The sequence below is a fragment of the Streptomyces sp. NPDC001744 genome, assembly GCF_042892575.1.
GTDB lineage: Bacteria > Actinomycetota > Actinomycetes > Streptomycetales > Streptomycetaceae > Streptomyces.
On record NZ_JBIAUG010000042.1, the window covers coordinates 1 to 15,091 of the forward strand.

The 15,091-nt window shown below is 68.5% G+C and carries 19 protein-coding genes and 1 pseudogene; 5 read left to right on the forward strand and 15 right to left on the reverse strand.

The genetic code is table 11. The features are described from left to right. Positions 1–76: 76 nt before the first annotated feature. The 14 genes from ACFYZY_RS29515 to ACFYZY_RS29580 all read right to left on the reverse strand — a co-directional run bounded on the left by ACFYZY_RS29515 (position 77) and on the right by ACFYZY_RS29580 (position 7,026). Positions 77–349, reverse strand: a complete 273-nt coding sequence (locus ACFYZY_RS29515) for a hypothetical protein (RefSeq protein ID WP_388700237.1) — start codon at positions 347–349, stop codon at positions 77–79. After that, positions 346–516: a helix-turn-helix domain-containing protein gene (locus ACFYZY_RS29520; protein ID WP_366372344.1), complete on the reverse strand. Its 171-nt coding sequence runs from the start codon at positions 514–516 to the stop codon at positions 346–348. Before ACFYZY_RS29520 ends, ACFYZY_RS29515 begins: the two co-directional genes overlap by 4 nt. 11 nt (positions 517–527) lie before the next feature. Then, entirely contained in the window at positions 528–1,931 is a 1,404-nt protein-coding gene (repSA, locus tag ACFYZY_RS29525; RefSeq protein WP_388700239.1) for a replication initiator protein RepSA, read from the reverse strand. After that, entirely contained in the window at positions 1,928–2,569 is a 642-nt protein-coding gene (locus tag ACFYZY_RS29530) for a DNA methylase (RefSeq protein ID WP_388700277.1), read from the reverse strand. Before ACFYZY_RS29530 ends, repSA begins: the two co-directional genes overlap by 4 nt. Positions 2,570–2,619: 50 nt before the next feature. After that, on the reverse strand, positions 2,620–2,790 hold the full coding sequence (locus ACFYZY_RS29535) for a hypothetical protein (RefSeq protein WP_388700241.1): 171 nt from the start codon (positions 2,788–2,790) through the stop codon (positions 2,620–2,622). Between the two features lie 5 nt (positions 2,791–2,795). Next, on the reverse strand, positions 2,796–2,975 hold the full coding sequence (locus ACFYZY_RS29540) for a hypothetical protein (protein ID WP_388700244.1): 180 nt from the start codon (positions 2,973–2,975) through the stop codon (positions 2,796–2,798). Positions 2,976–3,069: 94 nt separating this feature from the next. Next, positions 3,070–3,618 carry a GGDEF domain-containing protein gene (locus tag ACFYZY_RS29545; protein WP_388700246.1) on the reverse strand — a complete coding sequence of 183 codons (549 nt, stop codon included), beginning with the start codon at positions 3,616–3,618 and terminating at the stop codon, positions 3,070–3,072. A 5-nt stretch (positions 3,619–3,623) separates the two neighbouring features. After that, entirely contained in the window at positions 3,624–3,863 is a 240-nt protein-coding gene (locus tag ACFYZY_RS29550; protein WP_388700249.1) for a hypothetical protein, read from the reverse strand. A 1-nt stretch (position 3,864) separates the two neighbouring features. Continuing rightward, positions 3,865–4,176, reverse strand: a complete 312-nt coding sequence (locus tag ACFYZY_RS29555; RefSeq protein ID WP_388700252.1) for a SpdD-like protein — start codon at positions 4,174–4,176, stop codon at positions 3,865–3,867. A 13-nt stretch (positions 4,177–4,189) separates the two neighbouring features. Beyond that, positions 4,190–4,345, reverse strand: a complete 156-nt coding sequence (locus tag ACFYZY_RS29560; protein ID WP_109185025.1) for a hypothetical protein — start codon at positions 4,343–4,345, stop codon at positions 4,190–4,192. A gap of 18 nt (positions 4,346–4,363) precedes the next feature. Then, a complete protein-coding gene (locus ACFYZY_RS29565; RefSeq protein ID WP_383328759.1) occupies positions 4,364–4,552 on the reverse strand; it encodes a mobile element transfer protein in 189 nt (62 codons plus the stop codon). Positions 4,553–4,572: 20 nt separating this feature from the next. Continuing rightward, positions 4,573–5,262: a DUF2637 domain-containing protein gene (locus ACFYZY_RS29570; protein ID WP_388700254.1), complete on the reverse strand. Its 690-nt coding sequence runs from the start codon at positions 5,260–5,262 to the stop codon at positions 4,573–4,575. A gap of 82 nt (positions 5,263–5,344) precedes the next feature. Continuing rightward, positions 5,345–6,694: an FtsK/SpoIIIE domain-containing protein gene (locus ACFYZY_RS29575; protein WP_388700258.1), complete on the reverse strand. Its 1,350-nt coding sequence runs from the start codon at positions 6,692–6,694 to the stop codon at positions 5,345–5,347. Positions 6,695–6,696: 2 nt separating this feature from the next. After that, positions 6,697–7,026, reverse strand: a complete 330-nt coding sequence (locus ACFYZY_RS29580; RefSeq protein ID WP_388700260.1) for a hypothetical protein — start codon at positions 7,024–7,026, stop codon at positions 6,697–6,699. Between the two features lie 150 nt (positions 7,027–7,176). Between ACFYZY_RS29580 and ACFYZY_RS29585 the strand changes: the two genes are divergently transcribed. From ACFYZY_RS29585 to ACFYZY_RS29600, 4 genes are all read left to right on the forward strand, one after another. Further along, on the forward strand, positions 7,177–7,494 hold the full coding sequence (locus tag ACFYZY_RS29585; protein WP_388700263.1) for a putative quinol monooxygenase: 318 nt from the start codon (positions 7,177–7,179) through the stop codon (positions 7,492–7,494). Continuing rightward, positions 7,491–8,726 carry a helix-turn-helix domain-containing protein gene (locus ACFYZY_RS29590; protein WP_388700266.1) on the forward strand — a complete coding sequence of 412 codons (1,236 nt, stop codon included), beginning with the start codon at positions 7,491–7,493 and terminating at the stop codon, positions 8,724–8,726. Before ACFYZY_RS29585 ends, ACFYZY_RS29590 begins: the two co-directional genes overlap by 4 nt. 573 nt (positions 8,727–9,299) lie before the next feature. After that, positions 9,300–11,177, forward strand: a complete 1,878-nt coding sequence (locus ACFYZY_RS29595) for an ATP-binding protein (RefSeq protein ID WP_388700269.1) — start codon at positions 9,300–9,302, stop codon at positions 11,175–11,177. Between the two features lie 175 nt (positions 11,178–11,352). Further along, complete coding sequence (locus ACFYZY_RS29600) at positions 11,353–12,666, forward strand: restriction endonuclease (RefSeq protein ID WP_388700271.1); 1,314 nt, start codon at positions 11,353–11,355, stop codon at positions 12,664–12,666. Between the two features lie 330 nt (positions 12,667–12,996). On the opposite strand, the gene ACFYZY_RS29605 is transcribed toward ACFYZY_RS29600, so the two are convergent. Continuing rightward, positions 12,997–13,578, reverse strand: a complete 582-nt coding sequence (locus tag ACFYZY_RS29605; RefSeq protein WP_388700274.1) for a DUF2165 domain-containing protein — start codon at positions 13,576–13,578, stop codon at positions 12,997–12,999. An 844-nt stretch (positions 13,579–14,422) separates the two neighbouring features. Here ACFYZY_RS29605 and ACFYZY_RS29610 point away from each other — a divergent pair. After that, a pseudogene (locus ACFYZY_RS29610) lies at positions 14,423–15,091 on the forward strand (sugar-binding protein); the annotation flags it as partial.

The window sequence follows — 15,091 nt, forward strand, 5'->3', positions numbered from 1 at the left end:
GCACAACCTCGCCCTCGCCGGATAGACCAGGCAATCACACCACAACCAACGATGCCCGGGACGACTTGGAGATCATTTACGGGACAGCCCTTAGGTACCTGAGGGCGAATTCGTACCACGACACGGCGGACTTCTTCTCCTCCATCGAGGCAGGGAGGCCGGACTCCGTATCGAACTCTTCGCCGTCCCGCATCGCCCGCATGAGCTTCGTGCGATAGTGATCTGCGAGCGCCTTGGTACGGAACGACTCGGACGAAACGTTGCCCGCCACAGACCAGCGGACCCCGTACGAGGGCGTCTTGGTGTCCCGCTTACGGACACTCCAGACCTTCACATCAAGCGACTTCACGCGGCCCTCTCCAGTCCACGGAGCCAGGTGTCGAAGTCACTCCGCCACACTCGAAGCTCGCCGTTGGGGAGCTTGAACGCGGCCGGCGCATGCCCCAACTCCCGCCAGCGGTAGAAGGTGCGTCGCGAGACCCCACCCAGGACAGCGAGGATCTGCGGCACGGTCATCAGTTCGTCCTTCACAGCAGTTCATCCCCCTGGGCTTCGAGTTCGGCGCGAAGTTCGCGGGCGTGTTCGCGGTTGTGTTGGATGTCGCGGCGGATGTTGGCGGCGAGCCAGGATTCGCCGGGGGTGTGACCGTGTCCGGCGTAGGTCCAGTGGGCGATGGTGAGGACGGTCGCTTCGGAGTGTTCGTCGGGGTCGGGCAGGCCCAGGGCGGTGCGTTGCTGTTGGGCGCGGTAGTCGGCGCGGACCTGTCGGAGGGCGCCGAGGGTGGTGGAGTAGCTGCGGGATTTGGTGGAGAAGTGGCCGCGGAAGCCGAGCATGTGGGCCCAGTCGCGTAGGCGGCGGTCGGGGTAGGCGGTGTGGAGGTCGATGCAGGCTTCCATCAGGCGCCGGGGGTGGTCGGGGATGTCGAGAAGGATCAGGGCTTCTTTGTTGCCGACGGGGTGGTCGGTGGTGCCGGTGGTCTCGGCGGCTTTGGTGGCGTACTTGGCGACGTAGGCGGCGACGGCCTGTTCGGTGAGGTCTTCGCCCTGGCCGAAGGCGTTGATGGGTTGGATGTCGAGCTGGGTGCCCCAGGTGAGGGCGAGGTCCTGGCCGACGCCGTGGGCGGGGGCGGCGGGGACGACAACTTGGACGCGGGTGGCGGCGGCGTGGATGGCGTCGGTGAGGAGGTCGAGGGTGGCCCAGGCCGGGGGCGGGGTGTGGGGGCCCTTGGGGCCGTCGAAGCGGATGACGGCGTGGAAGTGGACGGCGCCGCGTTTTTGGTACTCGGCGACCTTGCCGAAGGAGACGCGGGATTGTTCGCGGGCGGCTTTCTGGGTGAGGCCGGCGCGGGCGGCGATCTCGCGGCGGAGGTAGATGGTGAAGTAGCGCCACAGGTCGGAGGCGTGGTTGTTCCACAGCACCGCCCCCGCGTAGTCGTAGCTGCCGGGGTCGAGCGGGGTGCCCAGCTCGGGTGCGTCCTCGGGGTGGCGGGTGCCGCAGCGGCAGGGCCGGGTGCCGGGCCGGTTGTGGACCGGGCCGAAGGACGGGGCGGTGAGCGTGGTGAAGACCCGGGGGTGGTCGCGGATCGTCTCCGGGGTGCCCTTGTCGGGTGCGCCGGTGAGTCCGGCGCGGATGAGGTGGTAGGTGTCGCCCGCGTAGGTCCAAGCGCAGGCGGGGCAGCGGGAGGCCCGCCGGTTGCCGCACGCGACCCGCAGCACTCCGCCGGGTTCGGCGTCGGTGGTGTAGGCGTGGAGCACGGTGCGGGTGGCGGGATCGAGGAGCTTGGTGCCGCCGGTGAGGCGGATGGGGTTGGTGCAGCCGCCGGTGCGGCGGAGTTGTTCGGTGAGGCGGTCGAAGCCGGGAGACCCGGCCACTCGGAGCAAGTCGCTCAGGGTGGCCGGGTCCAGGCCCGCCGCGGTGGCGGAGTCGGTCACACCAACACCTCCTGTCGGGCGGTGGTGAAGGCGGTGGCGATCCAGCGGGTGTAGGCGGGCGGGATGGCTTCGGTCAGCTCGGCGTGGACGTCGGTCCAGGTGATGCCCATGGCGCGCTGCATCTCGGGAACGGTGGCCTTGCCGCCGCCCTTGCCGTAAGCGGCGACGTAGGGGCCCTCGCGGCGGACGCCGTGGCGGTGGCCGCGTACGTAGCCGCGGTGGCGCGGGTGGGTGGGCTTGGGGGTGGCCCAGCGGCCGAGTTCGAAATTGCGGTGCCGCAGGACGCCCAGGCCGAACATCTCGCCGCACAGGGTGAGGTCCTTGCGGATCGCGGCCCGGCCGTTGGGCTGCTCGATTACGTACGGCAGGCCGCAGGCGTCGAGGAGTTCGCGGGTCGGGGCGACGAGGTCCGTGTGAGCGCCGCCCCAGCCGCGGGAGGCGTTGGTGCCGACCGTGACCGTGCAGCCGGCCTGGCAGGGCGGCGAGGCGTGGACGAGGGTGTAGCGCTCGATCTCGCCCGAAGCGATCAGGTCCGCGAGGTAGTCGAGGGCGTTGCCGTGGTGGTAGGCGAAGGGGTAGTTGGGGCGGTGGGCGATGTCGCAGCCGTCGACCGCGAATCCGGCGAGGTGGTAGCCCATGGCGGCACCGCCGGCGCAGGAGAACAGGTCCAGGACCCGGGGCAGCGTCTTCACCGGTTGTCCTCCGTGGCGGTGTGGCGGTCGGACCAGTCCTCGGCGCAGACCTTGTGGACGGGCTTGCCGCGGTCGGACCGCAGGGGAGTGGGCTTGGTGCAGATCACGCAGGGCTTGTCGCCGGAGTGGTCGAAGTGCTCGGGCGAGCGCCAGTCGAAGAGGGCCACGGCGATCACCGCCCGGCGCGGACGAGGGCGGCGGGGGTGGTGTGGCCGGTGCCCTTGCAGGTGGGGCAGTTCACGCGGACGGTGTCGCGGGTGCCATCGACGGTCGGCAGGCCGGTGGCGATGTGGACGACGGGGAAGCCGTCGCAGTCACGGCAGACGCGCTGGGCGAGGGTGTTCTCAGGCATGATGAGTGCTCCCTTTCGGGTCCGGTGGATCTGGAGGGGGTTGAAGGCGCCCGGGGCGGCGGTTCTTTGGCGAGAGAGCCGTCCCGGGGGCCGCTCAGTGTGTGTTGCGCCTGCCGTGGCCCTTGGCCGCGTACATCGCCTTGTCGGCGGCGGACAGGGCGTCGGTGAGGGTGGGGACCGGCAGGTGGGCGGGGTAGGAGTGGCCGACCGAGGCGGAGACCGGCAGGGTGTGTCCGTGGTGGGTGACCGGGCTGTCCAGGGCGGACCAGAGAGCCACGAGGCCGGTGGTGCGGTCGGGGTGGGCGACGATGGCGGCGAACTCGTCCCCACCGAGCCGGGCGGCGATCCCCTGACGCCCGCACCAGTCGCTCAGCCGCCGGGCGGTGGCGGTGAGGACGGTGTCTCCGGCGGCGTGGCCGTGGGTGTCGTTGACGGTCTTGAAGTCGTCCAGGTCGACCAGGAGGACGAGGGCGCCGGGGTGTTTGGCGATGAGGCGTTCGGCGCGGGCGGTCCATCCGGCGCGGGTGTGCAGTCCGGTCAGCGGGTCGCGGCGGGCGGTGGCCAGACGGCGCGCGAGCAGCCCGCCGTGCAGGGCCCAGCCCAGGGCGGGTAAGCCCGCGGCTGCCATGGTGTAGCTGTCCACGACACTCACCGGCCCTTGCGCCGAGTGCGGGAGGGCTTGATGGGCGGGATGGCGTCATAGGCGTCACGGCCCTGCTGGAAGGAAGCGCGGTCGGTCTCGCTGACGCCGGAGGTGCCGAGCTGGCGGGTAATGCGGCCGACGGTCCTGCGGTCGCCGTGCCGTTTGGCGATGGCGTACTCGCGGCCCAGCTCAGCCATCTGCGGGTTGGCCGGGGTCTCGTCGGTCTTGCGGCGGAACAGGCCCATGTCAGTGCTTCCTTTCCTGGTTGATCAGGGACTTGAGGACCACGGCGCACACGGCGACGGAGACGCCGGTGATGGCGACCGCGAGGAGCATCGAGACCAGGACCGTGCCGACTACCAGGACCACCGCGCCGCCGCCGGCCGCGAGGGCGAGCGCGCTGCCGGGGGTGAGCTGCACCGCCGCACGAGCCGGAACAACCGGGGCCGGGGCGGGCGCGGTCGGTTCGATGTCGGCGGCCGGGGTGGGTGCCGGGTGGTTGAGGGGGATGGGGGTACCGGTCGGGAGCGGGTTGACCGGGATGCGGGGCTGGAGCATGGCGCGGGTCTCCCTACTTGATGGTGGTGTCGATGACGGGGGCGAGGAGGCTGTCGGCCAGGAGGTAGCCGCCGAGGAGGAGGACGGCGACGAGCCACCAGGGCGGGCGGATGAGCTTGATGCCGAGTCCGCCGACGACGAGCAGGGCGAGCCAGAGCGGGACGTTCATGGCGCGGGTCTCCTTCGGTCAGCGGGGCTGGCAGCGGTGGGTGCGGGCGGCGAGTTCGGCGGCGGCGCGGGTGTTGTAGTCGGCGGAGAAGTCGCAGCGCGGGGCGGTGCACACAGCGGTGTGCTTGGTCCGGCCCCGGCCGTCGCGGTGGGTGCCGACCTGCACCGGGCCGATGCGGGTGACGTCGTAGAAGCGGTTCGGACGCACGGGTGTTTTCTCCTTTCTGGTCAGGCGAGCTGGAGGGCAATGGAGTCCGCGAGGGCGGGCGGGAGGCCGTGGCGGGTGCGGAGGGTTTCCGCGTCGATCGGCTCACCGGTCTGAGCCCGGTGGGCGTCCGCGATCTTCTGCGCATGCGCGAGGAGCGCGGGCGGCACCGGGACGGCGGGTGCCGAGGAGACGGGCTCCGGCGGGGCTTCGACGGCGACGGGTTCGGCCGGCGGGAGCTCCGCTGCCGGTTGCGGAGCAGGTTCCGGAGCGCGTTCCACGACCAGCTCGGTCACGGGCTCTTCCGGCGTGGCCGGTTCGGGCTCCGGAACAGAAGCGGGTTCTGGTTCGGGGTGGGGGGCGTGGGCAAGGAGGGTGCCGCCGAGGAAGGCCAGGGCGGGCCATCCGGCGACGAGGATGCGCAGCCAGGCCGGGACGTCGTTCATGTCGAGAAGTCCGGCGGTGGCGACGTTGGCGCCGAGGGATGCGATCAGGGCGATGGCGAACCACAGCCAGGCGTCGCGGTTGCCGCCGTCCTTGCGCATCCGGCGCCACGCGGCGACCAGCAGCAGGTCGACGGAGACGGGGTAGGCCCAGGCCTTCCAGCCGTCCTGTCCGGCAGCGGCCGCCAGGTCGTGCAGGTGAGCGAAGGACAGGGCCCCGGCGATGACGGCCTGGACCAGCACGGCGTCGAGGCGGAGGGTGCGGAACATCAGGGGTTCACCTCCTTTCAGGCATGGGTCGGGTAGGGACCTGGCGCGAGACGGTCACACCACCGAGGGGGGAGGAGAGCCGCTAGGGGGTCGCCGGGGACGGCTTGACCAGCGGAACCGGCACCGAGGCGCCGACGCGGACCGGAACGGCGGGCCGGTAGGGGGTGAGGGCGGGCAGGTCCGGGGTGAGGTGAGCGTGCGCGGCGCAGATCTCGGCCGCTTCGGCGGCGGTGAGCTGCGGGGTGCGGATGCGGGACCAGCCGCCGGAGGTGTCCCCGGCGACCGCGATCCCCGGCTGGTCCGGGGGGATGGTCAGTACGGTGACGACGGCGTCGGGGGCGATGTCGCCGACGCCCATTTCGGCGGTCTGCTTGTCGTTGACCCGGTGCACGGTCCGGCCGGTGAGCTGGGCGCGCAGGGCGGTGGCGCCCTTGCCGAGGTCGGAGCCGAAGCGCTGCCCGCACACCTCCAGGAAGATGCCGGCGGCGCGGGCCATCTGGCCGAGGCGGATGAGCTGGGTGACCATGCGGTCCCGGCGTTCCTCGTCCTTCTTTGTGGCGACGAGGAACAGTTCCGCGACCTCGTCCACCAGGACCACGACCGGGGCGGGGCGGACGTCGTCAGGCAGGGCCCAGATGTCACCGGCCCCGTAGGCGCTGAGGAGGTCGAAGCGCTCTTCCATCTCCCCCACCAGCACATCCAGGAGACCGTCCGCGTCCTCCGGGGTGGTCGCCAGGGCGGAGAGGCGGGGCGCGTAGCCGCGCTGTTCCACACCGCGCTTGCAGTCGATGCCGACCAGGGCGACCGGGAGACGGGCGAGTCCGGCGATCAGGTTGCGCTGATACATCGACTTGCCCGACTGATTCGCCCCCAGGGTCAGCGCGTGGGGGACTTTGAGGTAGTCACGGACGAAGGCGGTACCGTCCTCCCGCAGCGCGACCGGAACCGACATCGACCCCGACACGATCCGGCGCGGCATCCGCACCCGGCGAAGCACGTCGTAGCCGGTCATCCGCAGCTCCACGAAGCCGGGCTTGACGGTCACCACGTTGACCGAGTGGACGCCCCAGGCGTGCCGCAGCCGTTCGGAAGCCGCCATCACATCCGCGGGCTCCAACCCGGCCGGAAGGCGCAGCGTGATGCGCAGGCCGGTCATGCTGGCCCGGATCCGGCGGACCTTCGGCGGAACCGGCTGGACGTCGGCGCGGCGGGCGACGTTACGGACCAGGAAGGCGCGGAAGCGAGAGGGCTGCACCGTCAGCCCGCACACGTCCATCGTGGACCGGTAGGTCACCGCGAACCGCGTCGTTGCCACCGGCAGACCCACCAGCGACCAGAACACACGCGGCGCCCGAGCCTTGGCGTAGCCGAGAGTGCCGGCGGTTCCGGCGAGCGGGAGACCGACCTCCCATAACGTCGACAGGTCCGTCACGGTCAGACCCCGGCCGTGAGGGCGACGGCGCGGAACGAGATGCCGTGACGGGTCTGGCCGTTGAACGTGTTCTCCCAGTCCCGGGCCTTGAGCCCGATCACCGACACCGGCATACCCGGCATCAGGTTCTCCGGGAGACCGGTCTCCGGCACGGTCACCTGGTAGAGGTTGCCCTCCCCCTCATCCGAGATCAGCAGCCCCACCGTGGAAAGGTTGGCGCCGGTCTCCCGGTCCACGGCCCTCTCACCGGTCTGCTTGCTCACGAGCTTCGGTACGGGGGCCGTGGCGACGAACACCATGGCGGTCGACGTGTCCACCTTGAACGACGGCATAGCGGTACTCCTTGAGTCAGGCTCAGCGGTTCGCCGAGTCGCAGCTTCACTATGAAGGTAGGCACAGAAAAACTGCGAGTCAAGAAGTTCTGCGAGTAGCAGTGCGGCTACATCTCTGCGACTCTGATGGCGACACCTAAGGAGGACCACATGACCAGCGGTTTCGGCCTCGTCGTCCGGTTCAACCTGCGCGACGCAGAGGCAGCGAAAGCCTTCGACCTTCTCGTCGAGGAGACCTTGAAGGGCATCCAGACCCATGAGCCTGGAACCCTCTCGTACGTTGTGCACACCGTGGCCGACGAGCCCAACACCCGTTTGTTCTACGAGCTGTACGCCGACCGCGAGGCGTTCGACCAGCACGAGCAGCAGCCGCACACCCGCCACTTCCTGGCGGAGCGGGAAAAGTACGTGGCGGACTTCGACGTCACCTTCGTGCAGAGCCAGGGCGCCGCCGGGGCGTGGAGGTGACCTCAGAAGAACGCCGTGTCTTCGGTGCGCGGGTCGCAGACCTTCGCGAGCAGCGCGGCCTCACGCAGAAGCAGCTAGCCGCCGAGATCGGTCGTACTGCGAGTTGGCTGTCCCAGGTAGAACGGGGCATCCAGCCGGTCAACCGCCTCGACGTACTGCGCCTACTGGCGGACGGCTTGGGAGTCTCCGTGCAGGAGTTGCGGGCAGACGCGCCGACGCAGGCCCCGGCAGAAGAGCCGGCCATCGAGCTTCCCAACGACCTCGACCAAGCGCGATTGGTCATCTCGGGCCACCCCGTCCCGGAGGTCATTCTCGATCCGGCCAGCCCTGGCCCCGCCAATATGGAGGAGCTCCAACGCGCGGTGGACCGAGTGTGGGAGCTGACCCATGCCAATGAGTTCGCGGAGCTGAGTTCCACCTTGGGGCCGTTGGTGCCCCGGATCGAGCGCGCGGCGAGGACGGCTCCGCCGGAAGATCGAGAAAGGCTATGGGGTCTACTCAGCCGCACATACCAGGCTCTCGCCGCCGCATTCGTACGGCAGGACGAGGCGGACGCCGCATGGGTAGCAGCGGACCGTGCCATCCGCGCAGCGGAGGAGTCGGGTAACACCCTGGAGGTGTTCGCCAGCGTCTTTCGTCTGTCCCAGGCCTTCGTACGGCTCAAGCACCTAGACCAGGCCGAGCACTCCGCGACCACCGCCCTGAACGCGTTGGAACGGCACTACCGAGAAGCCGCGGGCGAACCCGAGGCACTGTCAGTCATCGGAGCCCTGCACCTGGCGCTGGCCCTCATCCACGCACGAGCGGGTGACCGTACCCGGGCGCGGCAGGAGATGAAGCGAGCCCGCGAGGTCGCGGCACGACTGGGCGAGGACCGCAACGACTTCAACCTGGAGTTCGGGCCGACCAATGTGGAGATCCAGGCCGTCTCGATCGCGGTCGAGCTGGGAGACGCCGGCGAAGCCATCGAGGTCGGTACCGAGCTGGACACGTCCTCGCTGTCGCTGGAGCGTCGAGCCCGCCTGAAGATGGACCTTGGCCGGGCCTACGCGCAACGGCGCCAGGTCGGTGAAGCACTGGGAGCCCTGCTGGACGCCGAGGACCTGTCCCCAGACTTGATCCACACTCACGTCGCCGCCAGGGAAACGATCCGGGACCTTCTCCTCTTCGCCGGACGTGCGACGCCCCCGGAGTTGAAGGAGCTTGCCGACCGGGCAGACGCGCGGCCTTGAGCTGTTACAAGTTTCTCTACCTCATCAAGGCACCCGCCGCGCACGGCGCGGCGCGCGCGGCCCGTCGCCCGGGCCTGCGCTCCTGTCTACGCCCCGCTCCAGCCCGGCCGCCGTCCGCACGCCGGACAGCTCGGGTTGATGGGCGGGAAGAACCACGGCTTGGCCGGGGTAAGTGCGTGAAGTGCCAGCCAGGACGATACCTCCGGCGGGGGCGCTCAGGCTCCGGGATGGAGTGGGCCCGTGGGCGTCTGCCGGCAGCATCGTGGTGAAGGTGGGGGCTCCCATCCCGTCTGCCATCGACCCAGGCAGAGCCGAGCAGACACGGGTCTTGGCGTCCAGGTCGTTCGTACAGTGGCGCGCTCCACCTGGACGCCAAGACCCGCGCCCGCTCCACGGTGTGTGGGTCGACGGCAGACGGGATGGGAGCCGGCGCGGTTGTGGGGGGGCAGGCCCCAGCTCGCCCAAGATGGTCATTCAAAGCCGCTCTGCCAGCCCTACGGCCAACTTCCTCCTGGGCCCAGGCAGGCTGTGCCATGCTGATCACCATTGCCCCGCACTGCATCAGGAGCAGAGATGCCACGCGATATCCATCCGCTTGCGATGCTCACGCAAAGCGACACTCAGGCCTGGGTGAAGCAGCGTGTAATCAACGTCATCAAGAGCTACCACAACGCTGCCGACGTCATTGCCGAGCCGATCCAGAATGCGGTCGACGAAGTCCTTTCAGCCCCTGGGCTACCGGGGGACGGCGAGGTGCGGATCACCCTCGACACCGACGAGAACACAATCTCTGTTCGTGACAACGGACGGGGAATTCCCAGCGAAGATATCGCCAAGTGGCTCGCTCCTGACGTCGGCAGCAAGCGTGCTGATTTCCTGGCCGGACTAGTGAGAGGCCATAAGGGCGTGGGGCTCACATTCCTCGCCTACGGCTTCAACTTCTTCGAACTTGAGACAAAGACCGATGACGAACACTACATCGTGCGCCTTGAGCATGGGCGCGCATGGGTGGAAGACCCCGGCAACGAGCAGCCTCCGGTTGGACGACTCGAAGAAATTCAAGGTGGCGGAAGACTTGACGGAACAGGGACGATTGTAACCATTCGCCTGAGCCCTCAAACGGAGCCCCGAAGCCTTCGACACGCGTTCCCGACCCTGGAGTACGCGACGACAGCGATCCGGAACCAGACCGCGGCAGGTCTCGTGGAGCCCCCCGAGGTCACGAAGAAGAGGCCACTCAAAGTCACACTGGAGTACAAGCGGCAGGCGAAGACGGAGACCGTACCAGTCGCTCCTTCTTACCGCTATCCGCATGAGGACCTCGCTGCGGGAATCAAGGTTCTCAACCTGGGAAACTGGCTTAAGAACAACAAGAACTCCGAGCCGTCCGCGAAAGAGAAGAAGGCCTTTCACGCGTGTTACTGGGTTCTTGACCCCAAAGAACTCAAGGACCTCATCGGGGCAAAGACAGGTGAGCAACTTGTCGAACCCGAAGAGGTAGAAGCGTTCATCGACACCCACGACGTCCACGTCTATTCCCTGTTCTCGTATAGCGCTTCCTATCGAGATCAGCTCGGCGACAACTGGAAGATCCCGCGCAATCGGAAGAGCCTCCACTTCCCCAGCCTGAGGGTCGCAACTGACGGCATGATCTCTTCCTGGAACAGAGAGATCACGCTAACGCATCGCGGCTTTAACGTCGACAGGACTTGGCTGATCTACAGCCTGCGCGGGATTGAGCCGGACTTGGGCCGAAAAGACTTCCCGCCCAATGTTCACGATTTCCTGCGTATCACCGAGGAACTAGTTGCCAACAGGCTCGCAGAACAGAGCCGGCCGTTTCTGCGTGTCAGCCCGCCACGAACGGCCCCTACCCAGCCTGGCTACATGGACCCCGCGGTCAAGGCACACGTCAGGCGCCAGAGCCGCATGTCGCCTCGACTGCTTCCAGGGATCGGCGAGATCTCTCTTCAGACCGAGCCCCAAGCAGAGCAAGACGTAATTGCCCTGTACGGCGAGCTGGTTGGACTGGGCGTACTGCGACACTTGCAGCCCGTCTACTTCAGCGGCTTCGACTTCTACGACTCGTTCTTTGAGTACGTCCCTTCAGTCGCTCCGGATGCCCTGAAAGAGAGACTTCCTGGGGTGGACGACGTTGACATTCGTGAAGCGGAAGGGGTTGCCGAGTTCAAGCTGACAGCGGACTCAGTCCTTGCTGATGTCGTCTCCGAAGTGAAGAAGTGGAGCGACATGAAGTTCCTGGTCTGCTGGGAGATCGGAAAGGATCGAACGGCTGGGGGTAATGCAATAACGTTCACGGAGTGCGAAGACGCCGTTGACCGGCGATACCACGGGGTAACCCATCTGGCCAGATTGGAGACCGGAGGCGACCACACCGTTTTCGTGATCTCACTCAGCCACCTGTTGCGAGCAATTACGGCCGAAAGCTAGATGCCTCGATTGCGTTAGCGAGGCCGCAGATTCTCCATCGACGCCGCCGCCTTCCCAACCGCACAGCTGGGAAGGCGATGTGCGCCAACCCCTGCTTACGGTCCGAACAGGACTACACGCCCGTGTGTCGGCGATGACCAGTACGGTTACCTGACGATCGTCGGGAAGTGCTGTCATGGGGGCAACCGTGGGTGGTCAGTTGCGTGTTGGTCAGGTGTACCGCTACGCCACCGGGAAGGATCCCGGCCCGACGGTGCTGGACGGGTATCCCAACTTCCACCATGTGACTCACTCGCCTGATCTCCCGCGAGCGCTGCTGGAGGCTGGGATCAACGGCATGGCGAAGGTACGCGCTCCGGGTGGGGACAGGCGGCCGGTGATTCTCATCCGGTCGAGCCCCTGGAAGGCTGGCACCGAGCAGACGCCTTGGCACGACGTGTTCGACATGGACAACGGGCACGTCCGCTACTTCGGCGACCACAAGGCTGCCACCACCGTCGAACCCGGAAAGACCAATGGGAACGCTGCTCTGCTCGACGCCTTCACCGGGCACCAGGGACACGCTCCTGAGGAACGAGCCAGCGCTGTCCCGTTGCTGCTGTTCCGCGCGGTCTCGCGCAACGGAAGGGTCAAGGGTCACGTCGAGTTCTGTGGGCTGGGCATCATCGAGCGGGCAGAGCGGTTGGTGCAGTGGGGCGGCAGCGAGCACACGACGTTCACCAACTACGTGTACGACATCGCTCTCATCGACCTGACGGACGAGGACGACAAGGTCTCGTGGGAGTGGATCGACGCTCGTAGGAACAAGTCCGTGAGCGACGCAGCATCGCTCGAACTCGCACCGCGGGCTTGGCGGGAGTGGGTCAAGCACGGCAACTCGGCGCTGCCCCGGCTCCGGCGGCGCGTTGCGCGAGCCAAGGTGACCAAGGTGCCTGAGCAGCGGCCGGCTCCGGGCACCCCCGAGGCCAAGGATCTGGAGCTGATCTACAAGTACTTCGACGGACGCAAGCACGATTTCGAGGCCGTCGCCTCCGCGGTCGCATCGCGTGTTCTGCGTGGCGCCGGCAACAGCTACGTCGAGGGGTGGCTCACCCGCCGATCCGGCGACGGAGGAGCAGACTTCGTCGGGCGGCTCGACATCGGCAGCGGATTGGCCGGCACCAGTCTCGTCGTCCTCGGACAGGCCAAATGCGTCAAGCTCGACAACCTCGTGACCGCCGAGCAGATCGCTCGCGTCGTGGCGAGACTTCGACGCGGCTGGATCGGCGTGTACGTCACGACCGGTTCCTATTCCGTGCCCGCGCAGACCGAAATGGTGGAAGACCAGTACCCGATCGTCCTCATCAACGGGATGGATCTGGCTCGGGAACTCAGAAGCATGGCCCGGGACGACCACGGCGGAGACCTCGAAGCCTGCATCGAGCACATATTGACGGTGCGAGAGACCGCGGTTACGAACCGGCGTCCCGAAGAGATCCTGTTGGAGTAGCCGCCTGTGCGATGCGCGGCCTATTCGTGGACGGCTGAGGCGTACCGATGCGCTCACACATCTCTGACCAGCGGTAATGCACCGGATGCACGCGCCCTCCGGATCCGTATGCGCGGGTTCAAATCCTGCCGGGGGCACTCCGCAGGAAGTGCCAGACAGACCCCGTGGTCAGCGGAAACGCTGGGCGCGGGGTCTTGTTGTGTGTGCAGGTCGCGCGTTTCGCCGTCGCGTCCGGGGCGGGGAGCGGCTTCGTTTTCGCGTTGCTGCCGGTGGCGCCTCGGTCTTCGTTCGTCGCGCCCCGGTCGCGGGTCCCGTGCGGTTCGGGGCGTGTCAGGTCCTGCGCGTTCCGGGCAGGTGCACCGCGAGGAGTGTGAAGGCGGCCAGGGCGACGTTGCGGGACGCGGCGTCCAGGCCGTTCCAGTGGGACGACTGCCACATGGCGAACCACTCGCCGCCGATCGCGAGGAAGCCCATCCCGAAGAGCAGCAGCACCATCACCAGGCCCACCGTGCTCACCGCGCGGGCGCGGGCGTACGCGTCGCGGCGCAGCCCCGTGATCCAGCACCAGGTGGCGGCGAGGAGGACCGACGCGGCCAGCGTCTCCCAGACGATGACGGCGACGTAGGCGGCGTTCTGCAGGGCGGGGGACTCGACCGCACGCCACATCAGGTCGGGGTCCTTGAACGTGGTGTCCATGCTCAGGACGTGCTGGACGAACTGCTGGTTGGTCCCGAAGTCCGTGATGTTCCCGAAGGCGACCAGGGTCATGTAGAGCGCGACGGTCGCCGTCAGGGCGGTCGCCGCGACGGGCGGCGCGCCCAGCCTCAGGAGCCGGTTCCCCCGGGCGGCCGGGGCCGTTCCCGGGGAGCGGGCGCCGGATTCGGTGCCGGTCGGCCGGTGTGCCTGTGCCATGGATGTGTCCTCCCTCGTCCCGTGAACGCTCGGAGCACGGGGCGCGCCGGCCCCTCCCCCACTCGCACGGCCGTCCTGCCGTCCGGCCGTCCAGCCGTGAACGTGCTTGTCCCGCCTCCCCTTGTCGGCGGCCGTCCGCCCGGACGATCCGCCCGGCGGGACCTCCCCGCCCGCCCGTCCGCCCGTCCACCTTCACGGCGCGCAACGCCCCTGCCCCGTCCGTGAGTTCGCCGTAAGCCGGCCCGTTGCCCGCGTCCGGGAATTCCGCGGCCTCCTCCCTCAGCTTCCCCCTCGGCCGGCCCCGCTACTCCCGGGCCCCGCGATGCGGGTGACCGGCTCGGCTCCGTCGTTCCGGTCGGTCCGCGGGGTTGGGTCGCGCACCGGCTCGCCGACTCCGGGAGCCGTCCCGGTGTCCGGCGTCCGCTCCTCCTCGGCTCGTCGGGCGGGGCGTCCGTCTGTCCGGTGCAGTCCACCGTGCCGCCCTTCTCGTCGAAGAGCGGCCGGTCGTCGCCCGCAGCACCGAAGGCGTCCGCGTCCTCCCTTCACAGGACGGCGAGTTCGGGCGGGAGCCGTACCGCGTGCACGCCTCCCGGCGGGTTCCTGCTCACGTTTCCCAGGTCGCGGGGCCCGGTGTGCCCGACCCCTCCCTCCCCCGCCCGTGCCCCGGCGCGGACCCCGGGGCCGGGGCGTGAACGCGCGGAGAAGAGTGCCGCACATCACTCCAATCAACGGAACCACTCCATCACTTTGCGCAAGATTTGCGAACTCTTTGTCGATTTATCCCTCTGTATCTTCGCGGATGCACCGCAGGACGGTGCGTCAGGAACTACGAGACCGAGGAACCATGACGATTCACATACCCGCTCCGGAGGAGCGGGGACGGCCCTGGACAGGGAGGAGCCTGCGGCACATCGCGGGTGGCCTCGCCCTCGCCCTGGCCGTCACCGTGCTCGACGGGACCGGTGCCGCCGCGGCCCGTTCGCCGGAGGCACCCGCGGCCGAGACGCGGCAGGAGACGGTGACGCAGGCGGCCGACATCGCGTCGGCGCGCGTGGCCGCGCGGCTGTCCGGCAAGAGGGTCGAAGCCCTGTCGGAGCGGACCGAGACGTCGACCACGTGGGTCAACAAGGACGGTTCCCTCACCACCGAACTGGCCGCCGGGCCGATGCGTTTCCAGGATGCCGCCACGGGCGCCTGGCGCAATGTCGATGTCGCCCTGGCCGCCCAGCCGGACGGTTCGGTCGTGTCCAAGGCTCACCCGGCCGGGTTGAGGCTGGCGGGGAAGGCCGGTACCCGGGCGTCCTCCCTGCGTGCGGCCCAGGCCGCGCCGGCCACCGACCTGGTGACGCTGGGCCGGGGTGAGGAGCAGATCACGCTGCAGTGGCGGGGTGGTCTGCCCGCGCCGAAGCTGGACGGGACCCGCGCCACCTACGCGGACGCCGTGCCCGGCGCCGATGTCGTGGTGGAGGCGACCCGTACGGGCTTCGAGCAGTTCGTCGACATCAAGGCCAGG